Here is a 21,307-nt window from a genome sequence, read left to right on the forward strand (position 1 = left end):
CCTATAAATTATCAAGTTGGTTGCTTTTTTTGTCCGTACTTATGGTCCAGAAAAACCCAACGAAGAAAAAGCTATCCGCCGGCGGTGTAATCGCTCTTCGGTCGTACACCCCGTTTACATTGGGAGTGTTCGCATACCGATAATTGCTTACGTTATTGATGCTCAGAAGATTGCTCACCGAGAAATACAGAATCTTTTGCTGGTCAATCAAATAGGCCCAATTAAAGCTTAGGTTGTTGTACGACTTTGTTTTTTTCTGCAAAAAACCCGATGCGTTGGGGTCGTTGTATGGTCTTCCAGAACCATAGGAATAGGACAGTCCTACTTGTGAGCGTAGCTTGTCCACCCAATATTTGGTAACCAATGAAGCATTGTGCTTGGGAGCAAAGTTGGGAGTCGCCCTTTGAGGAAAATTCCGATAGTCACGTTCCGTGTCCAAATAGGAATAGGAGAACCAATAATCCAAATTCTCAATGCTTTTGCTGTCCCTCCAAAAGATATCCACTCCCTTTGCATATCCGCTACCGGTATTGGCAAAGTCCGAATTGAATTGGGGCATATCGGTATCATATTTTACCAACCTATCGTAGTCCTTAAAATAAAGCTCGGTCCTCAAGGTCTTGCCATTCTTGATATATTGGTAGTTGAGAATATAGTGTGATGATTTTTCCATCTTCAGGTTTTCTTCAAATTTGATGACTTCGGAAAGTGGTCTTTGATAAAAATCGCCATACGCCAGTGAAAACTGTCCATCTTCCCCAGGCTTATAGGCCAGTGATATTCGCGGTGATAGTTCAAAACCATCCAGCAAGCTGCTGTAGGTGCCCCGAACGCCTATTTTTGCAGCAAATTTGTTGCTCAAAAAAATATCGGTCTCCGCATATGCCGCCCAAAGACCATCGTCAAAACCACTGCTGTATTCGTTGGCTTCGGCATCGTAATAGGTTTCATCATAATTTGTATTGAAATATTCCGCTCCAAAACTCAGATTATACCGATTACTGAAATTTTTATGTGCCTTCACTTTGATGTGGGATGATGTTTCATTTGCATCCACCCCGTCTTCTTGAATTCCCAGCTTATTGGAATCCCAAGCGATGGAAGCGCCCGAGGTAAGGCTCCAATCATTTTCAAAAAAGTATTTGTAGGAGCTGTTGAAGTAAAGGTTATTGTTCCTTAACCCAAACCGCACATAATCATCAAAATTGATATCTTCCTGTTCTATGTCCAAATTGGAATGATTGAAGCCCGTGTAGAGCTTAAACATGCTTCTATCTCCCTTGCTTCTGAAAACGGCCTCGCCGGACACCGATTCGTACGGGCTTTTCCAACGAACCCCTTGAGTTGAGGGAATAAGCGCCTCATAAGGGGCAAGATTCATGTAGGAGGTATTGATGCTCAAAGATTGGTCTCCCCAAATTTCGGTGTGTCCCAATCCAGCACCAACGCTCATGATGGAAATATCCGTTTTCTCTTGCAGGGGAACATCGGTAGTGTTCAATAAAAGTACACTGGACAAAGCTTGTCCATATTCAGCGGAATAACCGCCCGTGCTAAAAGATATTCCCTTAAAAAGGAAGGGAGAAAACCTGCCACGGGTCGGGGTATTGTTCGCGGTTGCATTAAAAGGTTGAAAAACACGGAGACCATCAATAAAAACCTGGGTCTCATCCGCTGTGCCCCCTCTTACGAACAATCGGCCATCTTCATTAACCGTGGTAGTACCCGGCAAGGTCTGCAGAGCGGCTACAAAATCGCCGGCCGCTCCCGCAGTGGTAACAATATCCAATGGTTTCAGTACCGAGGCCTTGGAATTATCACCTGCTTCAAAAGTGCCTGCAGTCAAGGTTACGCCGGACAGTGAGTTAATGGATTCGACCAATGTAATATGAAGGTCTTTAAAAAAGGAAACATCGCCAGCCTCGTAGTGCGGCTCAAAAGAAAGCATGGAAACAACCAAGGTCTGTGTCCCCTGCTCCATGGTTTCAAAACTAAAATGGCCGTTGACATCCGAAGATGCGCCATCGTACGTTCCTTCCAGGTAAATGTTGGCTCCTTCAATAGGGTTGTTTTTGTTGTCCGTAACCTTTCCGGTAATGGTCTGTTGTGCAATACCGGTACCCACGGTAAATAATAATAAGGTTAGATTGATGAGTGTTTTCATGACTGTTCTTTTTGATTGATGACGCAAAATTGTCCCAAGCCATGTTGCCAAACCAAAAGCAATTACCCAATTGTAATTTTTTACTACCGAGTTGATGCGGTGTATTTCCGTTTTCAGTTCACTCCAATAATTCTACATTTCGGTAGGTTGATTTTTTAAAAAACAACCATCTTCATGAATTTTGGGACATACAAAACATCAAAAACAATCATTATGAAAACTGTAGCACTAGCCTTAAGTCTATTCTTTGTAAGTACCATTGCCGTAGCGCAAGAAAAATCAGGTGTGGATATTACCGTCACCATCGACAACGTTTCCAACGACGAAGGAAAAGTTTTGATAGGTCTCCACACGGCGGACACTTTTATGAAAGGTCCCGGCATCCAAAATTTGCAAAGTGATATCGAGGGTGGTAAAGTAACCTTGACTTTTAAAAATGTAGCGCCCGGCAACTATGCCATTATGGCCATGCACGATGCCAACGAAAACAACCAAATGGATTACCAAGCCAACGGTATGCCCAAAGAAAGTTATGGAATGTCCGGAAACGACATGACCATGGGCCCTCCCGATTTTAAGAGTGCCATGTTTACCGTGGGCAACGAGGATTTGGATATGAATATTCGATTTTGATCAAAAAACAACAATTGCTTATCTGAAAAATCCTGCCATGTGCAGGCTTTTTCTTTTTCGGTATCTATTGTTCATGGACAAGATTTTCACATAGATTATCCTAATGGTTTTTCATATTTTTATACCCTAAAACTATAATTGAATGACCATAACCCAACTTCAATATGTACTGGCCGTGGCGGAGCACAAGAACTTTACCCTTGCGGCCGAAAAGAGTTTTGTTACCCAACCAACTTTGAGCATGCAGGTGCAAAAGTTGGAAGATGAGCTCGATGTGCTCATTTTTGACCGGAGCAAAAAACCTATTACCATTACCGAAGTTGGAAAAAAAATTGTGGCCCAGGCGAAAAATATTGTCGCTGAGGCAGAACGCATCAAAGATATTGTTGATCAGGACAAGGGTTTTATTGGTGGAGACTATACCCTTGGGATCATTCCCACGGTAATGCCCACCTTATTGCCCATGTTCTTGAATGCCTTTATAAAAAGATACCCCAAAGTCAACCTTATCATCAAGGAACAGTCCACCAATACTTTGATCAAAAACATTTTGGATGGTCATTTGGACGCCGGTATTGCAGCGACCCCGCTGGAAATAGAATTTATAAAGGAACGTCCGCTCTACTATGAACCTTTTGTGGGATATGTGCCAAAAGGCCATAGATTGGCGCCCAAGGATATGTTGACCACGGATGATCTGGATGTGAGCGACATTTTGCTTTTACAGGACGGACATTGTTTTAGAGAGGGGGTCATCAATCTTTGCAAAACCTCAAAAAGTAGTTATGGCGAGCAGTTCAAAATTGAAAGTGGAAGCTTTGAGACCTTGGTGAGCTTGGCGGATGAGGGCATGGGCATGACTTTATTGCCCTATTTGAACACACAGCATCTTGATACGGGCAAGAAAATGAACCTAAAATCCTTTCAACAGCCTACCCCTGCCAGGGAAATAAGTTTGATATACCACAAAAGCGAATTGAAAATACAGATTACGGATGCCCTGAGGGACCTCATTTCAAGTATTGTACGCGGAGCAATAGCATTTCAGGACGTTAAAATCATAAGTCCATTGGCCAAAAATTGAGAGAGCCGCTTTTCAGCGGCCCTTGTTAGTGTTTAAACTTTTAGTAACAACAATGTTGGCTGTAATTCTGGTTTGTCCACAATATAAAATTGCAACCAGATTTTCAATTCCTCCACTTCATTTGGCAACAATCTAGAAATAGCTTTCTGAAGTTCCCTAGTGAAGAGTTTAGCATCAAAACTCACCTTTTGAAGGATGATTTTGGTGTAATCTAACATAGCTCTAGGCATATCAATTTGATTAAATTGGATAAAAAGGTTGTGTTCTAAATTACTAAAAAAGGGGGGTAAAAAAGCTAACTTCCAGTTAAAAATTGAATATATTGTTGTTAAAATCGACCAAAGGCACATATGCACAGCAAAAACATGACCTACAATAACCCATTGATTTACAGTACTTTTTTAGCCATTTTTCTATTAACCGGCTGTGGTTCAATAAAAAAAACGATCAATTCCGAAATCAGTTCGGACCATCTAAAAAATTCTTTCCATGGTTTGGTTGTCGTCGATGCAAATAGTAGAAAAGAGGTCTATAATTTGAACGGGGATAAATACTTTACCCCTGCCAGCAACACTAAGATTGTGACTTTCTACACAAGTCTTAATTTGCTTCCCAAAAACATCCCTACTCTAAAATATTTGGTTGCCAATGATACTGTATTTGTGGAAGGAACTGGTGACCCATCTTGGCTTCACCCTTATTTTATGGACAGTACGGCTATTAATTGGCTAAAAAACCAAAGAACCATTGCACTCTACACCAAAAATCATGATGAGCAACGATACGGACCCGGCTGGGCTTGGGAAGATTACGATACCTATTTTTCGCCCGAGAAATCTACTTTGCCACTCTACGGAAATGTAGCTACCGTTTCAAACAACGGTGCTTTGGAGGTTTCCCCAAAATATTTTGAAGACCAAACCATGGTAAAGGACACGGCCATAAAAAGAGTGGAGTTCAAAAACCAATTCTATATTGCCCCAATGGAGCAGGACACTTTGGAAGTTCCTTATATGACCAGTGATAGTCTGACCAAAAAATTATTGGAAATAGCCACAGGAAAAGAGATTTTCTTGACCCAACATTTCCCCGAAGGCGAAAAACAAACATTGTACGGCATTGAAACGGACTCCATTTATAAAAGAATGCTGTTGAAGAGCGATAATTTTTTGGCGGAACAATTATTGTTGGCAGCGTCGGGAATGGTCTCCGATACCTTGAGCACCCAAAATGCCATTGATTATATGTTGGACAATCATTTCAATGACTTGAAACAGCAACCGCGATGGGTAGATGGTTCCGGGCTTTCCCGATATAATCTGTTTACACCGAGGTCCTTTGTCCAGATCCTCCAAAAAATGTACGATGAGATCGCGGAAGAACGCCTATTCGGAATTTTTCCAATGTGGGGACCCGATAATACGGTTGAACAATGGGAAGACCCCACCACAGAACCTTTTCTATTTGCCAAATCCGGTTCGGTGGGCAACAACTACAATTTAAGTGGGTATGTAAAGACGAAATCGGGCAAATTGCTCATCTTCAGTTTTATGAACAACCATTTTAGGGTGCCTTCCAAAGAAGTAAGGCAAACAATGTATGCCACATTAAAAAATCTTCACGAAAACTACTGATCAAAAATTCCTTGGATTTGGGCATATTGTAGCAGCATGATGGTTTTGGCATCCCGTATCTCACCAGATTCCACCATGGCAATGGCTTTTTCAAAATCCAGCTCCAACACCTCAATGTTCTCCGTTTCATCATCCGCACCACCACCTTCACTGATTTTCATACCATCTTCGTAGGCGCCTATAAAAAAGTGGAGTATTTCCGTAACCGAACCAGGGGACATGTAGGATTCAAAAACCTTTTTCACCTTATCAATTTTATAGCCGGTCTCCTCCTCCACTTCCATTTTTATGGTCTGCTCGGCATTGCCCTTTTCCAACAGTCCGGCGCACACCTCTATCATCATACCATCATCGTTGCCGTTTACATATGTGGGCATCCGGAACTGCCTGGTGAGCACCACCTTTCCCTTATCAACATTATATAAAAGGATAGCGGCACCATTGCCACGGTCATAAGCTTCGCGGGTTTGCTTTTCCCAAACACCATCATCCCGTAAATATTCAAAAGAGATTTTCTCAAGCGTATACCAATTATCTGAAAGCAGCTCCCGCTGCATGTTTCTGATTCTGTCGTTAGCCAAAATGAATAAATTTTTCTAAATATAATGCTAATCCATTTATCCGGATGAATCACTTCTTCCTTTTGACACCATCACAATAATGTCGATATTTATGCTTTGATGAAACCGACCAAACCTAATAATATGCGTAAGCCTCTACTTTATCTATTTCTTTTTGCCATTCTGATAAGTTGTAAGAAGAATACCGAAAAAAAACTGCCCCGAATAGCCATTGCAGGACTGGGAATTGAATCCAGCACGTTTTCACCTGCCCTAACCCATGAAGAAGCGTTCCATCCTAAAATCGGGGATTCCATATTTAACCGTTATCCCTTTATGGATGCTGATTCTTCCCTGAGACAACGGGCCGAATGGGTTCCCACTTTAGTGGGAAAATCATTGCCGGGCGGAACGGTTACACGAGAGGCTTATGAGTCCTTGGTAGGAAAGACCCTGACCATGCTGGAAGAAAACATGCCCTATGATGGTCTTTTCTTTGATATTCATGGAGCAATGAGTGTTGTAGGATTGGACGACCCCGAAGGCGACCTCATTAAGAGAATCCGTGAAGTGGTCGGTACTGATGTGTTGATTTCCACTTCCATGGACTTACATGGAAATGTTTCCAAACGATTGGCTCAGCATTCCGATTTGATTACTTGTTATCGTATGGCTCCCCATGAGGATGCCACAGAATCGCGCAAACGGGCCGTGGAAAACTTGGTCACTAGATTGGAAAACGGAAAAGGCAAACCAAAATATAAAGCGTGGGTCCCCGTACCCATCTTGCTCCCCGGAGAAAAAACGAGTACCCGAGTGGAACCCGGAAAAAGTCTTTATGCCAAAGTGCCCGAAGTGGAGCAAAAAGAAGGTGTGATCGATGCCGCCATTTGGATTGGCTACGCTTGGGCCGATGAGCCCAGAAACCATGCCGTAGTTATGGTTACCGGAGATGATAAAAAAGCTGTTACCGAAGGTGCGGAAAAATTGGCCAATAGTTTTTGGGATGTCCGCGAAGAGTTTGAATTCGTTGCTCCTACAAAACCCTACGAGGAAGCGCTGGAAACTGCCCTTGCCAGTGACAAGAAACCATTTATGTTGAGCGATATGGGCGATAACCCCACCGCAGGTGGTGCTGGCGATGTTACTTGGACCTTGACAGAACTTTTAAAACGTGAAGAATTCCATGTGCCAGGTGGCAAATCTTTGATTTACGCCTCCATTCCTGGACCCAAATTGGTTGAGGAAGCCCTGAAAGTTGGAGTTGGCGGGCAGGTAAGTGCTCCAGTAGGCGCTGAAATAGATGACCGATACGCTCCGCCTATAGAATTGACGGGGGAAGTGACCGCCATAAAACATGACGACGTTCACGCAGAGACCGAGGTCGTGGTAAAAGTGGACAATGCCCATATCATCGTTACAAAAAAGAGGAAACCATATCACAGAAAATCGGATTTCACCAATTTGGGACTTACCCCTAGTGAAACGGATATCATTGTAGTAAAAATTGGCTATTTGGTGCCTGAACTCTACAACATGCGAGGAGACTGGATCATGATGTTGACGCCCGGTGGTGTGGACCAAGATTTGGAACGATTGGGGCACAAAAGAATCATACGTCCTATGTTCCCTTATGATAAGGATATGGAACGTCCAGACCTATCTGCCCATTTGATAGAAGCTTCTGACAAGCTGGACTAAACGGTTACCGCTTGATTCAAATATTGACGAAAAGGTAACATCTCCTTGTAAACATCAACGATTTTTTCCTTGAAATTATCTCGGAGCACATCCGCTTTTGTCAATTTGTATTCCACTGCGAAAGTTTTGTTGCGCAGCAATTCAATGTGCGGATGATCGTTGGAAAACCCTTTGGGCGATGACACCAATTTTTCGTCCTCGTACAATCCACCGAACATTTTATTGAATGAAGGCTTGTCCAGAATTTTTTGCAATTCCTCGCCATTATAATCAATGGCTTCCCGGATACTGCGGAGCGCTTTGGAATCGGGTCGCCATCTACCTCCTGCTAAAAGACAGTTTTTTAGACCAATTTCGATATAAAAATCGGCTGAATTCGGAGCTTTGTCCAATCCAGCACCAAAATGGTCCTTATAAATGGGCTTGTTCGGGTGGAACATCAAATTGTTGTTGATGCGATTGATGCCCTTCTTTCCTGGAGTTGGGTAATAATCATCATGAAGTTGGGCCATGGTCATATCCAAATCGTCCAGCCAAGTGATGAAATCGTTGCGGAGGGATTTGTACCATTTACGGTTCGCATCCATCCATTCCTTGTTATTGTTTTGTTGTAATTCTTCCAGAAAATGGAACAGGTCGTTGAAATTCATATCCACAAAAGAAGTGAATTTTTAAGACTTCTGGAATCAGAATTCAGGAGTCAGAAATCAGATAACTGACCTCTGACAACTGACTGCTAATCAATAATTTCTCAACTATGCCTTCGACTACGCTCAGGCACCAGCTCGAAATGACATCTAAATCTTCTCTCTAGAATCTGTTATCGCCATCGAGCAAATCACCAAGACCACCTAAGATGCTTCCCTCCCCTTTGTCTTTTCCACCACCTCGCGGTGCAGCGGCCCAAACACGGCTGGCCAACCTACTAAACGGCAAGGATTGAATATAAACAGTTCCAGGTCCACGAAGCGTGGCAAAGAAAAGTCCCTCTCCACCGAACACCGAGTTTCGGATGCCCCCGATAAATTCAATATTATAATCCACCGTATGGGAAAAACCAACGATACAGCCTGTATCTACTTTCAAGGTCTCACCGGGTGCCAATACTTTTTTGGCCATGGTTCCGCCTGCGTGAACAAAAGCCATACCATCGCCTTCCAATTTTTGCATAATGAAGCCTTCACCACCAAAAAAACCACGTCCCAAACGTTTGGAGAATTCGATGCCTACGGAAACGCCTTTGGCGGCGCACAGGAAAGCGTCTTTCTGGCAGATAAACTTCCCTCCTTTTTCAGAAAGGTCTATCGGAACAATTTTACCTGGATATGGCGAAGCAAAGCTTACTTGCTTCTTTCCTTGACCAACGTTCAAGAAAGCGGTCATAAAAAGGCTCTCGCCAGTGAGCAAACGCTTCCCTGCGGAAAACAATTTTCCCAAAACCCCAGTATCTTGATTGGAACCGTCACCGAAGATAGTGTCCATTTTAATGTCTTGGTCCATCATCATAAAAGTACCTGCTTCGGCTACAACGGCTTCTTGAGGGTCCAGCTCTATTTCCACATACTGCATTTCTTCGCCGTAAATGTGGTAGTCTATTTCGTGTGCGTTCATTATAGGATTGTTTTTGAATGTTGTTTTGTTTATCTGTTGATTTGTTTTGGTTTTTGTTACATTCTTATTTGATAAAACTTTACCCTTTAGGCGTTAACCCTTTACCTTGATTATCCCTTCACCTTCACCGTCCACTCAAAATGAAAGGTGGAAACTTCTGCCCCATTTTGGTTGACCCCTACGGCTTTCATCCAGCAAGTTTGTCCTTCTCCCGTTTCAACGGTCTTTTGAATCGCATCGGCAATCAATTCCCCATCCTCACAGGTAAAATTGATTCGTCCCGTAGCTTTTTTGGTAAATGTGGCTTTGTTATTGGCGACGAGCATGGACACTTTTTTGCCACTTTCTTGGATTTCGTTCATCACCAAGGCACCCGTACTTAGCTCGGCGGCCATCCCCTGAACGGCCCAAAACATGGATTTAAACGGATTTTGATTCATCCATTTAAGCTTTACAGTGGTCATTGCTTTTTTATCATCAATATATTTGAGCCGCACCCCGCACCACCATGCCGAAGGGAGGTTCATAAATGTGAGCATATTGATTTTACTGGGTGTAAGTGCCATACTACTTATTTAAATCTGCTTAAAAATAGGTAAAAAGACGTTACCAATTATTGTTAATCATATGTTAAATTATAGTACTTTGTTTTGCATAGTACCATCTTTTGGATATATATTTGCATCGTAAGCTAATAGGTTAACCCTTTTACAATCAAAAAACATCAATCAGAAAATGGCAACTACAATCACCAAACACGAACGAAATTTATCCGCGATCATCCACGCGTCCATGTTCTCGAAGTACTTTATCCCTTTCGGGAACTTTATACTTCCGTTGATCTTATGGACCGCAAACAAAAAAGAGCATGCGTTTGTCGATTATAACGGCAAACAGGCTCTTAATTTTCAAATTAGTATGTTGCTTTACTCCATCGTGGCAGGTTTGGTCACCATCCCTTTCTTTATTGGATTTTGGCCAGACTTGTTCGATTGGAACTTTTTCGGGTTCCATGGGTTGAGCGACCTCAACAATTTGAACATTCATATTGACAGCGACGATTTTAGGTTTGGCAGATTGTTCTGGCCAGTGGGCATTACAGGATTCTTGCAAGTGGCTCTTGGCATTGTGAATATTGTTTTCACCATTCTGGCCACTATCCGAACCAATGAGGGAGAATATTTCAAATATCCGTTCACCATTAAATTCATCAAGTAATATATATAGGAGCTTAATCACCTCCGAAACATTCATCATCAATCAAAGAAAAGGAGTTTAAACATCAATCAAAAAACGAAAGAAACCATCATCAATCAAAGAACCGTTTCCACTCCCCTGCCCAATTCAGGGGACTGGAGTGGAAACGAAACCAAACAAAGTTTGGAGAACAAGAAAAAACTGTTAATTAAATGCCGAACCCAGTTCAGCATAAATTTAGACCCATGAAATTATGAACATAGAAAACACAAAAGCACAAATGCGCAAAGGTGTTCTGGAGTATTGCATCTTGTCCATCCTAAAGGATGAGGACAAGTATGCCTCCGAAATTCTGGACGCTTTAAAAGACGCAAAGATGTTAGTAGTGGAAGGTACCATATACCCTTTGCTCACAAGGCTTAAGAACGCAGGATTGCTCAACTACCGTTGGGAAGAATCCACATCGGGACCTCCCCGCAAATACTACGGTCTCACCGAAACGGGCCAGTTGTTCCTTAACGAACTAAACGGCACCTGGGACGAACTAAGAAATGCAGTCAATCTGGTAACCAACACAAAATAGAATCAAAAAATGAACAAGACAGTAAATATAAATCTAGCAAATACGCTCTTCCATATAGACGACGATGCGTATAACAAGCTGAGACGGTACTTGGAGTCCATAAAACGCTCCTTTTCGGGTACCAAGGGAAGCGACGAGATCATTGCCGATATCGAGGCCAGGATAGCCGAACTCTTTCTCGAAAAAATGGAGAACGATCGCCAAGTGATCACCAACAAAGAGGTAGATCAAGTAATCGATGTTATGGGGCAACCCGAAGATTACATGGTGGACGAGGATATTTTTGAGGACGAGCCCAAAAAGAGCTACGCCGAACCTTCTGCCAGCAGGGCAAAAAAACTGTACCGTGACATCGACCATAAATACATTGGAGGTGTATGTGCAGGTTTGGAGCATTATTTGGGCATAGATTCCCTTTGGGTAAGGCTCATATTTATTCTATTGGCCATATTTACCAGTGGTTTCGGACTTGTTGCCTATATCCTGCTTTGGATCTTGGTTCCTGAGGCCGCTACAACATCCCAAAAATTGGATATGCGGGGGGAGCCCGTCAACATCAGCAATATAGAACGCAAAGTTAAAGAGGGGTTTGATGATGTTGCCGACAAAGTAAAAAGTGTTGACTACGAAAAAGTGGGCAACAAGGTCAAAAGCAGCTCCAAGACCTTTTTTGATACCATCGGGGACATTATCCTGTTCCTGTTCAAGATATTCGGGAAGTTTATAGGGATTATCCTTGTGCTTGTGGGTGCAGCAAACCTGATTGCGCTATTTATTGCAATCGTTACCGTTGGTGCATTCGATGCCTCGAATTTTCCTGTAATCGATGTGTACAATACGGTAATCGAAGCTGGAATAATTCCAGTGTGGGCCACATTGTTATTTGGCTTCTTTGCCTTGGGAATCCCATTCTTCTTTGTGATGTACTTAGGGTTGAAGATATTGGTGAACAACCTAAAATCCATCGGGAACATTGCAAAATTCTCCTTGTTGGGCCTATGGTTGATCTCCATTGGAGCACTGATTGCCCTTGGCATAAAACAGGCCGCTGAATTCTCCTATACGGGAAGCGTCAATGACCGAACAGAACTGGCATTGGAAATTCCTTCCGATACTTTGGTTATTACAATGAATGAAGGCGATATGGATTATAACCGCGATGACATTCATTTTGGTCGAATGACCTTTGGTTATGACGAAAACGATGAACGTATCCTTATGTCTGATGAAGTTGACATCAAAATAAGAAAATCGGATACGGATTCCATCAGTATCAACATTAGAAAAGATGCAGATGGAAGCTCTACACCTGTAGCTCGTGATCGCGCCAGAAACATTGAATATGCCTACACTATTGATGGCAATGAAATTGTACTGGACAAATATTTGACCACGGAAACATCCAACAAAGCCAGAAACCAAGAAGTAACCGTAACCATTTACGTACCAGAATCCATGACGGTATATTTTGACAACTCCACCAGCCGATACATTGGCAGAGGAATCGAGAATGACCAAGGGTTTTATAGAAGCGGCATGGCAGGTCAACACTGGGTAATGAATGAGGATGGAGAATTGCGTTGTCTGGATTGCCCAGAAGACGAAGATGAAGAGGAATCAAATGGCGATGGTAAGATCATCATCAATGAAGATGGTATAGATATTAACATTCAAGACGACCAGGATTCTTTTGAAATGAAGATCAATGAGGATGGCGTAAAAGTTAAAGCCAAGGAAAAAAGTAACAATTGAGTCACTTAATTCGTCAATTCAGTAGATAAATATTTAAAAAGCACACATAAAAACAGACATTTAGACTGAAATTATTTCAGTAAACCACTAATCATTTTTCAAAATCAATCAATAGTAAAAACAACAATCATGACAACACTAGCAAGATTAGCAATCGCCGCACTCCTATCCCTTTTTGCATCCTCATGCATGATGAACATGAACTTCGGCGATGGAAAAACCGGTAACGGGGAAATCGTGGAGGAAAGCAGGGATGTAACAGAAGATTTTGATGTCGTATCCGCTTCAGAAGGTATCGATGTATTTGTATCTCAAGGAGATGAATTCAAGATTTCCGTTGAGGCCGATGAAAACATTATAGATTTAATCGGAACTGACATTAAAGATGGTAGACTTAAAATCCATGCCATAGAGAATATTGGTCGTGCAACCAAGAACGTTTATGTAACTCTTCCAGAAATTACTGCCTTGGAGAGTTCCAGCGGAGCCGACCTTATTGCACAAAATGTGATCAAGGCGAAAAACATTGAGTTGGATGCCAGTAGTGGTTCCGACCTTAATGTTGAGGTTATGGCCAGTGAAGTATCCGCGGATGCCAGCAGCGGTGCCGACATCAGGGTATCCGGTCAGGCCGATGCCCTTTTTGCCGATGCCAGCAGTGGTTCGGACATTAAAGCGCAAGATTTGGTAGTGAAAAGATGTAATGCCGATGCCAGTAGCGGCGCCGATATCTCCGTAAATGTTTCGGAGACCTTGATTGCTGATGCCAGTAGTGGAGCTGATATCCGATATACTGGTGATGCCAGCGTACAGACCAAAAAATCCGTTTCGGGCAGCGTTAGTAAATATTAATCCAATTCCCTTTAAATAGCAAAGGCCCACTGAGTTTTCAGTGGGCTTTTGTGTTTGTATGTTTGTTCGAAATCCTATATTAGCACCGAACAATACCAATACAAATTATGCAGATAAAACTCAAAAAACATATTCTTCAACTAGCACATACCTTTACCATTTCCAGAGAATCTAGGGACGAACAGGACACCTTGATCGTTTGCCTTTCGTTGGACGGAAAAACGGGGTATGGCGAAGCCACTTCCAATCCATATTATAAAATTACCATTGAAGGGATGATGGCCGAGATAGAAGCTGTCAGGTCACAAATCGAAACCTACGACTTTGACACTCCCGAAGATTTTTACGAGCATTTGGAGTCATTGAACCTGCATAAATTTACACTATGTGCCCTGGATTTGGCAGCGAACGATCTTTATGGCAAGCTTAAAGGAAAGCCACTTTATGAAATCTGGGGAACTTCCAACGAGAAGTATCCCATGACCAACTATACCATCGGAATAGATACCATCGAAAAAATGGTGGCCAAACTCCAAGAGAAACCATGGCCCCTTTATAAAATAAAACTTGGGACCTCGGACGATGTTGCTATTGTTCGTGAACTTCGAAAACATACCGATAGTATTTTCAGGATAGATGCCAATACGGCATGGACCGCCGAGGAAACCATCAAAAATGCCCCGTTATTGAAAGAACTGGGTGTGGAATTTTTGGAACAACCCCTAAAGGCAGATGATTGGGAAGGCATGGCATTGGTCAAAAAGCAGTCCGTGCTTCCTGTTATTGCCGATGAAAGTTGTATAGTGGAAAGTGATGTGGAAGCTTGTGGCGGGTATTTTCACGGCATCAATATTAAATTGACTAAGTGTGGTGGCCTCACACCTGCACGACGGATGATCAAAAAAGGAAGAGAGCTTGGATTGCAGCTTATGGTGGGCTGTATGACGGAGTCTACCGTTGGTATTTCTGCCATTGCCCAACTTTTGCCCCAATTGGATTATGTGGACATGGATGGTGCCATGTTGTTAAAAGGCGACATAGCCAAAGGGGTGGAAATTCTGGATAACGGAAAAGTGGTTTTCCCAACTTTACCAGGAAGCGGAATAGCACTGCTGTAATGACACACACGATAAATAGCATACCGGATAGGCAGGTTCTGATCAATGGCAAGCCCCATTTATATTTTGGCGGGACGGCTTATTTAGGGTTGCAAAATTATCCGCCATTCAAGGATTTATTTCTTAAAAATGTCTCCATATACGGGATGCATTATGGAGCCTCCAGAAAATCCAACGTTGCCTTAGGTATTTATGAAGAAGCGGAAAGGTTTTTGGCCCGTTGGGCAGGTAGTGAAAGCTGTTTGACGATGTCCAGTGGTTATTTGGCAGCCCAATTGACGGTACAAACGCTCTTGGAAAAGGGGCATCCTGTGATTGCGGCGCCCCATGCCCATGCTGCACTTCTCGTGAATGGTGTAAAAACCACAAATACTTTTGAAGCATTGAATCGGCAGGTATCAAAGGAAATCGATAAGGACCAATTACCTGTTGTGCTTTTTGATACCATCGATTTTTCGGGCGGCCAATACCCAAGTTTTGACGCTTTGAAAACCCTTCCTTTGGAAAAAATCATTTTGGTGGGCGATGATTCCCATGGTATTGGAGTGGTCGGTAATAATGGAGAGGGATGCTATGCTGAATTGAAAAAGCTAAACGCAGCGAAGCTTTTGGTTTGCTGTTCGTTGGGAAAAGGGCTTGGCATCCAAGCCGGGGCCATTTTTAGTACGGACCAAGATATTGAAATGCTTCGAAACACCTCCTTTTATGGTGGCGCAAGTCCTGCCCCACCTTCATTTATGGGGACTCTTATAAACGCCGGGGATTTATACTCGAAGCGTTTGGAAACCCTCAAAAGCAATTATCTACATTTTAAAGGCCAACTGAAAAATCCATCCTTTTTTAACCATATGAACGGCCATCCAACCTTTGAATTCAGCGATGCGACTTTGGCCAAATCCCTGGAGGAAAAGGGGTTTATCATTACAAATTTTAATTATCCCGATGCCAAAGGACCGCTGGTCAGTAGAATTGTTCTGAGTGCCTACCATACAAAAGAGGATGTTCAACAATTGGTTAATTGTTTGAACACCCTCTTATAATGTAAGTTTTACTTTATTAACTATTCGGTGTCCCACCAAACTGGGACTACAGGGTCTTTTTGATTGGCCAATACATTGGCCTCATTCCTATTTAGTTCAGTTGTTGGATAATTTGCCCTTCTGAACCATTGACCTGCAAACTCACTGTCTACACCATCAGCTTCCCTTCTGATTTCTAATCCGGTAAATACCTCATCAGAAAAGTCATATCTCCTATAATCCACAAAAGTTTCTGGATTTAAAAAGTTATGGATATATTTTTCCTTCATAATGTGGTGCAACATCAATTCACTCTCGCCTACGGCTATTGCACCATCGGCCAGATAATCGGTCCCGTCTACCCCATACATATCCATACTGGCGGTAATACCTTCCAAATAGGCACTGTAAGCGGTTGAATTTGTCCCTACACTGGTTTCGTTACCTCCATTGGCCAAGAATGCAGCTTCGGCCTTAATGAACAATACCTCGGCATAACTAATTAGTATCAATGGGGAATCCACGCTTGTGTAAAAACCGTCCGTTCTGAAACCTGTATTGGCATCGGTGCCATCAGGAGCTTCACCTTCTCCTCCACTTACATACCCTTTGTACTCATCCGCATCTCCATTTTGGGCGAATAATGGCAATCTAGGGTCAATTTCCAATGCTCCACTTTCAAATGGGTAATAATCACCATTCATGGAACTTACTATTTGGCTGGCAATATCATTACTCAAATTCCCGGTTTCCCTTGCCAAAATCTCCGCGGAATACCATGGGTTGATATTTCTATCGCTGTAGTACATGGCAAAATTGTCATCATTGGATGTAAATCCATTTTCAACACTTGCCAAAACCTCCGCTGGGGCAACTACTCCTTTGTTTACCAAATGCAACTGGTAACGTGCTTTTAAAGAATAAGCCGCGCGCAACCATTTTTCCGTGTCTCCCCCATAAATCAAATCAGAAGAACCTAACGTGAAAGATGAATTGTCCTCAGCCTCCAATTTAGCGATTGCCGTGTCCAACAGTTCAAAGATTTCATCATAAATTTCCTGCTGGGTATCAAATGAGGGAAAATTATTTTCAGGACCCTGAATGGCTTCAGAGTAAGGAATATTGTCCCAAGTATCCGTTGCAATGCCCAAGTTGGCCGCGATCAAGATATCGGCTACCGCATCAATGTGTGTTGCTCCATTCTCTGCTGCTTTGGCCTTAACCGCTTGTAGGTTTGGCAAAACGTACAAATAAACCTGATTCCATAGTCCAAGGGCCGAAGTCTGTCCTGCTGCACCACCTCCGGTGCTCACAAAATATTGTACATAATTTCCAAAAGAAAGTTCGGCCGACCTTTGACCTTCCAAAGTGCTATGAATTACCGGGGCTATCAAATCCTTCATTCCAAGCTGCTCTATTTCCGCTGTATTGGAAGGGGTATTCACATCAAAGTATTCGTCACTACATCCAATATAGCCCACGAAGGAGCATACTAGAAACAGTTTGGTTATATTTATTTTTTTCATAGTTGTCTTTTTTAAAATGCTATGTTTAAGCCTAATGAATAACTCTGGGACAAAGGAATACTCAACCCTGTAAACCCATATACATTGCTACCGGCACTGTATTGATTTCCTTCTGGATCATATCCGTCGAAAGGTGTCCAGATAAGAATATTGTTGGCACTTGCTGAAACACTTACTTTATCCAAACTCAGGTCTTTCACGAACTGACCGGCAAAATCATAGGAAAGGGATACGTTTCTCAACTTGACCCAAGAGGCATCTTGGACCAAGACTTCAGAAGCCCTATTGTATACATTTGAGTTCCTATAATAGTTTTGATCGATCAAGGCCTCTGTAGTATTGGGAACAAACCCGCCGTTACCATCGTCCATCACTCCATCTAAAACCACATCCACATCTCTCTGTATAGTACTCAAAGGATTTCCGTTACGAATGGAGTTTCTAAGCCCTGAATCATAAAGATCTCCGCCTTTTTTCCATTCCAACAAAAAGTTGAAGCCAATTCCCTTCCAGTTTAGGTTACTTCCTATGGATGAAATAAAATCTGGAAATGCATTTCCCACAAGTACTCTTTCATCTGTATTTATTACCGGGTACCCATCTGGCCCGATATAGCGCTCACCATTTTCGTACACCCATTTATAACCGTACAGCGAACCCATTTTATCACCTTCCCTAACTTCGGAAGTCACACCTGCAAATCCTGAATCAGCAAAGATTACGGATTCTATATCTTCGGGCAACCCTAGGACTTCACCCTCACTGGTCGACCAGTTCAAGATTAGTTCCCATCTAGTGTTTTTGTTCTTGATGACGTCCCCACTAAGTAGAACTTCATGTCCGAATACCTTAAAGTTACCTGCATTTCTTGTTAACACGGAGTATCCTGAAGAATATGCTACACCTACATCGAATATTTGGTTTTCAACTTTTGTGGTGTAATATGCGTAATCCAATCTAATCCTATTGCTCAAAAACCTTAAATCGGCACCAAACTCTGTGGATTTGTTACGTTCAGGCTTTAGTTCATATCCAATAGAAGTGTCCCTTCTGTATCCTCCGGTTCCTCCAAAAGGAAAATCTCCGTCGACCACATACAGGGCAGGAGCCTTACCAAATTGAGGTCCTTTTCCAACCTCTGCATATGAAGCCCTCAGCTTTCCGAAGGTAAATGTATCGCTGTCCCCAAATAAATCTGATACATCATAGGCCAAACTTACAGAAGGATAAAAGAAAGATCTTTCGTTTTGAGGCAAAGTAGATACCCAATCATTTCTTCCTGTTACGGACAAGAACAACTTGTCCATATATCCCGCCTTAAACTCTGCAAAGACACCAACATTGCGTTCTTGGGAAACCGTTTTGTTGATAAAATAGTTAGTGGTATTTCCTATTTCATTGATTCCAGCTATATTCAGGCCTTCACCCCTAGCTTCCAAATAACTTCTTTTTGAATCTGATATTTGTTGTCCCAAGGTAAGGTCTGTGGTGAAATCATCCGACCAATCCTTGCTCATTGCCACCAAAAGATTGGATTCCAATCCTGTATAGTTGATGTTCTGCTCCAAAATGAATCCGCCAACTTGGGAACCTCCATCCAAATCAGGCCCTACATAACGATTTCTTGCATCAGAAAAGTTATCAATCTGAGCCGCATACGTTACGTTCAACCAATCCATTGGGGACCATTTGAACGTTGCATTTCCTATCCAACGGTTTACATCGTCTTCCAAGTTACTGGTTTCCATGAGGTACCTCGGGTTATCTATGATTCCAAAAGAATAATCCCTTTCGCTCCCATCAGGATTTAAATAATCATTGATGGGGAAGGTACCAGAAAAATAGGATAGTGCACTCATAACGGATTTATCACCACCATTGGGCCTTCTTCCTCCAGAATTGGTGAATGAAACGGAAGCATCTATTGTAAAATTGTCCGTTACCTTGTAACCGGCATTTAATCTAAAGTTGGTCTTTTTGTAGTCCGTATTAGGCAAAATACCCTGTTCGCTGTTGTTACCCATAGAGAAGAAATAGTTCAAACGCTCGTTTGCACCACTGATGTTCATATTGATCTGTGAATTAAAGCCCGTCCTAAAAATATCATATGGACTATAGAACCGGTCATCTGTCAAATCAATGGTTTCTCCATCCACTTCAAAGGAATCAACAGCATACTCTGGACCCCAAGAATAGAATGAGGTTCCGCCCAATCGGGTAAATCCAGTATCCGTCTCCGGAGTATAAAGTGTTCTTGGAGCTCCGTTAAAACCTTCCCTATATTTGGTCTGTAGAGATGGCGTAGTTTTTACTTCCCTGAAGGTAGTGGAAGCCGTAACATTGATTTTGGCCTTTCCACTCTTCCCTTTTTTAGTCGTTATGATGATTGCACCATTGGCAGCCCTAACACCGTAGAGCGCGGTCGCAGCAGCACCTTTCAAAACGTTAAAACTCTCAATGTCCTCAGGGTTTAAGTCCCCTGCCCTATTGGAGAAGGCAAATTGTTCGCTACTACTGGGCGAATTGGAACCCGAACTTGGTCTAACTTCTCCCGAAAATGTATCATTGTTCATAGCAAGCCCATCAACAATGATCAAGGGTTGATTGCTCCTCGAAGGATCGATGGAAGTGATGCCCCTGATCAAAATATCGACCCCTCCACCAGAAGTCCCTGATGAACGGTTGATCTGAACACCGGCCACACGACCCTGTAAACTTTCAATAGGGTTTGCTTGCCCGGCTAGATTAAGGTTTTCTGTTTCAACCTTGGTAACGGAATACCCCAAAGATTTTTCCTTTCGTTCAATACCAAAGGCAGTTACAACAACTTCATCCAGTTGTGTGGAGTCTTCCTCCAAAACCACATTTATGGTGGATTCCGAGCCCACCGTAATTTCTTTGGGTTTCATTCCCAAATAGGAAAATCGTAATACTTGCCCGCTTGAGGCGTTAATGGAATAGTTTCCATCAAAATCGGTAGTTGTACCAACGTTGGTCCCGCCCACCACAATGGTCACTCCCGGTAAAGGTGTGCCCGAAATATCGGATACGGTACCTGTAATGGTCTGACCAAATGCGACAATGCACAAGAACATCGCAGCAAATGTTAAAAACATGCTTTTCATAGGTTAGGTTTTTGTGAATAAGGCCGAAAAGTGCTCAAAATATTTTACATATCAAACATTTGTACTTAAAAATGTTATATTATTTATAAACAAGCCATTTAAAGCCATTATCTTCAAATAGTTCCATTCTTTTCTGAAAAAATCGCACGCTAAATCTCATTTTATTGTTTTTTACTTCATTCCAAAAGAATCTACAAATTATCAAAGTGTTAATTTTTAGGGTGCTAAAATTTAATTTTATCAAAAAATATCCCTATCTTTTAATATATTCTAACACCTTAAAAGTAGAGCCTTATGAAAAAATCAGTTTTACTTTTCACTCTCATTTCTGTTTTCTTGATTGCGGGAAGCTTCACGGAACACGAGCCAACGGAACCGACCATTGAAGGAACTTGGGAACTTCAAAGTTTTTACAACTATGACGGAGAAAACGTTATTGATACCATTGAAAAATCCGATGGATACAGACAAGTCAAAATGTATTCAAAAGAAAAAATCATGTGGACGCGTTACGTACCGGACGACCCCAACGGAAGGTTTGGGTATGGTTCTTACCGAGTAACGGACAACTCATTGATCGAAGTTATTGAATATGGTGACGATGATATGATGAAAGCTTTGGACACCATGCGGAACTTTAGTTTTGAACTTATCCTAAAGGAGGATACGTTTAGCCAAATTACTGTTGACGTGGATGGCAACAGAACGTTTTCCGAAAATTACAAGCGGATTGATTGAATTACAATCA

General features: G+C 42.3%; 19 protein-coding genes. 11 read left to right on the plus strand and 8 right to left on the minus strand.

Features of this window, described 5'->3' with window-relative positions; genetic code table 11:
* Position 1: 1 nt before the first annotated feature.
* Positions 2 to 2,164, minus strand: coding sequence for a TonB-dependent receptor (locus tag SD449_RS04535; protein ID WP_318309051.1), 2,163 nt, complete (start codon positions 2,162 to 2,164; stop codon positions 2 to 4).
* Between the two features lie 213 nt (positions 2,165 to 2,377).
* Between SD449_RS04535 and SD449_RS04540 the strand changes: the two genes are divergently transcribed.
* A complete protein-coding gene (locus SD449_RS04540) occupies positions 2,378 to 2,797 on the plus strand; it encodes a DUF2141 domain-containing protein (protein ID WP_318309053.1) in 420 nt (139 codons plus the stop codon).
* Positions 2,798 to 2,939: 142 nt separating this feature from the next.
* Positions 2,940 to 3,881 (plus strand): LysR substrate-binding domain-containing protein, encoded by a 942-nt coding sequence (locus SD449_RS04545; protein WP_318309054.1) that lies wholly within the window; start codon positions 2,940 to 2,942, stop codon positions 3,879 to 3,881.
* Between the two features lie 32 nt (positions 3,882 to 3,913).
* On the opposite strand, the gene SD449_RS04550 is transcribed toward SD449_RS04545, so the two are convergent.
* The gene (locus SD449_RS04550; RefSeq protein ID WP_318309055.1) at positions 3,914 to 4,111 is read right to left on the minus strand and encodes a hypothetical protein; all 198 of its coding nucleotides are present in this window, start codon (positions 4,109 to 4,111) and stop codon (positions 3,914 to 3,916) included.
* A gap of 135 nt (positions 4,112 to 4,246) precedes the next feature.
* Between SD449_RS04550 and SD449_RS04555 the strand changes: the two genes are divergently transcribed.
* Positions 4,247 to 5,515 (plus strand): D-alanyl-D-alanine carboxypeptidase, encoded by a 1,269-nt coding sequence (locus SD449_RS04555; RefSeq protein WP_318309056.1) that lies wholly within the window; start codon positions 4,247 to 4,249, stop codon positions 5,513 to 5,515.
* On the opposite strand, the gene SD449_RS04560 is transcribed toward SD449_RS04555, so the two are convergent.
* Complete coding sequence (locus SD449_RS04560; protein WP_225604771.1) at positions 5,509 to 6,096, minus strand: NUDIX domain-containing protein; 588 nt, start codon at positions 6,094 to 6,096, stop codon at positions 5,509 to 5,511. The two genes, SD449_RS04555 and SD449_RS04560, sit on opposite strands and share 7 nt — an antisense overlap.
* A 123-nt stretch (positions 6,097 to 6,219) precedes the next feature.
* Between SD449_RS04560 and SD449_RS04565 the strand changes: the two genes are divergently transcribed.
* Positions 6,220 to 7,776: a M81 family metallopeptidase gene (locus SD449_RS04565; RefSeq protein WP_318309058.1), complete on the plus strand. Its 1,557-nt coding sequence runs from the start codon at positions 6,220 to 6,222 to the stop codon at positions 7,774 to 7,776.
* Here the strand turns inward: SD449_RS04565 and SD449_RS04570 are convergent.
* The 3 genes from SD449_RS04570 to SD449_RS04580 form a co-directional block, all read right to left on the minus strand.
* Positions 7,773 to 8,426 (minus strand): DUF2461 domain-containing protein, encoded by a 654-nt coding sequence (locus SD449_RS04570; protein WP_318309192.1) that lies wholly within the window; start codon positions 8,424 to 8,426, stop codon positions 7,773 to 7,775. The genes SD449_RS04565 and SD449_RS04570 overlap by 4 nt on opposite strands.
* Before the next feature lie 160 nt (positions 8,427 to 8,586).
* Positions 8,587 to 9,387 carry a TIGR00266 family protein gene (locus SD449_RS04575; RefSeq protein ID WP_318309059.1) on the minus strand — a complete coding sequence of 267 codons (801 nt, stop codon included), beginning with the start codon at positions 9,385 to 9,387 and terminating at the stop codon, positions 8,587 to 8,589.
* A gap of 110 nt (positions 9,388 to 9,497) precedes the next feature.
* The gene (locus SD449_RS04580) at positions 9,498 to 9,953 is read right to left on the minus strand and encodes a DUF4442 domain-containing protein (protein ID WP_318309061.1); all 456 of its coding nucleotides are present in this window, start codon (positions 9,951 to 9,953) and stop codon (positions 9,498 to 9,500) included.
* A gap of 169 nt (positions 9,954 to 10,122) precedes the next feature.
* Here SD449_RS04580 and SD449_RS04585 point away from each other — a divergent pair, with 169 nt between their 5' ends.
* From SD449_RS04585 to SD449_RS04610, 6 genes are all read left to right on the plus strand, one after another.
* Positions 10,123 to 10,605 (plus strand): DUF4870 domain-containing protein, encoded by a 483-nt coding sequence (locus tag SD449_RS04585; protein WP_318309063.1) that lies wholly within the window; start codon positions 10,123 to 10,125, stop codon positions 10,603 to 10,605.
* A 232-nt stretch (positions 10,606 to 10,837) separates the two neighbouring features.
* The gene (locus SD449_RS04590) at positions 10,838 to 11,167 is read left to right on the plus strand and encodes a PadR family transcriptional regulator (RefSeq protein ID WP_207032903.1); all 330 of its coding nucleotides are present in this window, start codon (positions 10,838 to 10,840) and stop codon (positions 11,165 to 11,167) included.
* A gap of 9 nt (positions 11,168 to 11,176) precedes the next feature.
* Positions 11,177 to 12,919, plus strand: a complete 1,743-nt coding sequence (locus SD449_RS04595; protein WP_318309064.1) for a PspC domain-containing protein — start codon at positions 11,177 to 11,179, stop codon at positions 12,917 to 12,919.
* Positions 12,920 to 13,048: 129 nt separating this feature from the next.
* Positions 13,049 to 13,771: a head GIN domain-containing protein gene (locus tag SD449_RS04600; RefSeq protein WP_318309066.1), complete on the plus strand. Its 723-nt coding sequence runs from the start codon at positions 13,049 to 13,051 to the stop codon at positions 13,769 to 13,771.
* A gap of 107 nt (positions 13,772 to 13,878) precedes the next feature.
* A complete protein-coding gene (locus SD449_RS04605; RefSeq protein WP_318309067.1) occupies positions 13,879 to 14,889 on the plus strand; it encodes a dipeptide epimerase in 1,011 nt (336 codons plus the stop codon).
* Positions 14,889 to 15,929 (plus strand): pyridoxal phosphate-dependent aminotransferase family protein, encoded by a 1,041-nt coding sequence (locus tag SD449_RS04610; RefSeq protein ID WP_318309068.1) that lies wholly within the window; start codon positions 14,889 to 14,891, stop codon positions 15,927 to 15,929. The genes SD449_RS04605 and SD449_RS04610 overlap by 1 nt, the downstream gene beginning before the upstream one ends.
* A 20-nt stretch (positions 15,930 to 15,949) precedes the next feature.
* On the opposite strand, the gene SD449_RS04615 is transcribed toward SD449_RS04610, so the two are convergent.
* Positions 15,950 to 17,434: a SusD/RagB family nutrient-binding outer membrane lipoprotein gene (locus SD449_RS04615; protein ID WP_318309069.1), complete on the minus strand. Its 1,485-nt coding sequence runs from the start codon at positions 17,432 to 17,434 to the stop codon at positions 15,950 to 15,952.
* Positions 17,435 to 17,445: 11 nt separating this feature from the next.
* Entirely contained in the window at positions 17,446 to 20,559 is a 3,114-nt protein-coding gene (locus tag SD449_RS04620; RefSeq protein ID WP_318309070.1) for a SusC/RagA family TonB-linked outer membrane protein, read from the minus strand.
* A gap of 294 nt (positions 20,560 to 20,853) precedes the next feature.
* Here SD449_RS04620 and SD449_RS04625 point away from each other — a divergent pair, with 294 nt between their 5' ends.
* Entirely contained in the window at positions 20,854 to 21,297 is a 444-nt protein-coding gene (locus tag SD449_RS04625; protein WP_318309071.1) for a hypothetical protein, read from the plus strand.
* Positions 21,298 to 21,307: the final 10 nt, after the last annotated feature.

This window comes from Flagellimonas crocea, from assembly GCF_033441595.1.
In the GTDB taxonomy this organism is placed as follows: Bacteria; Bacteroidota; Bacteroidia; order Flavobacteriales; family Flavobacteriaceae; genus Flagellimonas; species Flagellimonas crocea.

What these genes read in the sequence shown, in the direction of transcription:
- SD449_RS04570 (WP_318309192.1), bottom strand. Translation starts at nt 8,426, where the DNA reads ATGAATTTCAACGACCTGTTCCATTTTCTGGAAGAATTACAACAAAAC.
- SD449_RS04600 (WP_318309066.1), top strand. Translation starts at nt 13,049, where the DNA reads ATGACAACACTAGCAAGATTAGCAATCGCCGCACTCCTATCCCTTTTT.
- SD449_RS04540 (WP_318309053.1), top strand. Translation starts at nt 2,378, where the DNA reads ATGAAAACTGTAGCACTAGCCTTAAGTCTATTCTTTGTAAGTACCATT.
- SD449_RS04595 (WP_318309064.1), top strand. Translation starts at nt 11,177, where the DNA reads ATGAACAAGACAGTAAATATAAATCTAGCAAATACGCTCTTCCATATA.
- SD449_RS04550 (WP_318309055.1), bottom strand. Translation starts at nt 4,111, where the DNA reads ATGCCTAGAGCTATGTTAGATTACACCAAAATCATCCTTCAAAAGGTG.
- SD449_RS04565 (WP_318309058.1), top strand. Translation starts at nt 6,220, where the DNA reads ATGCGTAAGCCTCTACTTTATCTATTTCTTTTTGCCATTCTGATAAGT.
- SD449_RS04590 (WP_207032903.1), top strand. Translation starts at nt 10,838, where the DNA reads ATGAACATAGAAAACACAAAAGCACAAATGCGCAAAGGTGTTCTGGAG.
- SD449_RS04580 (WP_318309061.1), bottom strand. Translation starts at nt 9,953, where the DNA reads ATGGCACTTACACCCAGTAAAATCAATATGCTCACATTTATGAACCTC.
- SD449_RS04585 (WP_318309063.1), top strand. Translation starts at nt 10,123, where the DNA reads ATGGCAACTACAATCACCAAACACGAACGAAATTTATCCGCGATCATC.
- SD449_RS04605 (WP_318309067.1), top strand. Translation starts at nt 13,879, where the DNA reads ATGCAGATAAAACTCAAAAAACATATTCTTCAACTAGCACATACCTTT.
- SD449_RS04615 (WP_318309069.1), bottom strand. Translation starts at nt 17,434, where the DNA reads ATGAAAAAAATAAATATAACCAAACTGTTTCTAGTATGCTCCTTCGTG.
- SD449_RS04625 (WP_318309071.1), top strand. Translation starts at nt 20,854, where the DNA reads ATGAAAAAATCAGTTTTACTTTTCACTCTCATTTCTGTTTTCTTGATT.
- SD449_RS04620 (WP_318309070.1), bottom strand. Translation starts at nt 20,559, where the DNA reads ATGAAAAGCATGTTTTTAACATTTGCTGCGATGTTCTTGTGCATTGTC.
- SD449_RS04545 (WP_318309054.1), top strand. Translation starts at nt 2,940, where the DNA reads ATGACCATAACCCAACTTCAATATGTACTGGCCGTGGCGGAGCACAAG.
- SD449_RS04535 (WP_318309051.1), bottom strand. Translation starts at nt 2,164, where the DNA reads ATGAAAACACTCATCAATCTAACCTTATTATTATTTACCGTGGGTACC.
- SD449_RS04575 (WP_318309059.1), bottom strand. Translation starts at nt 9,387, where the DNA reads ATGAACGCACACGAAATAGACTACCACATTTACGGCGAAGAAATGCAG.
- SD449_RS04610 (WP_318309068.1), top strand. Translation starts at nt 14,889, where the DNA reads ATGACACACACGATAAATAGCATACCGGATAGGCAGGTTCTGATCAAT.
- SD449_RS04555 (WP_318309056.1), top strand. Translation starts at nt 4,247, where the DNA reads ATGACCTACAATAACCCATTGATTTACAGTACTTTTTTAGCCATTTTT.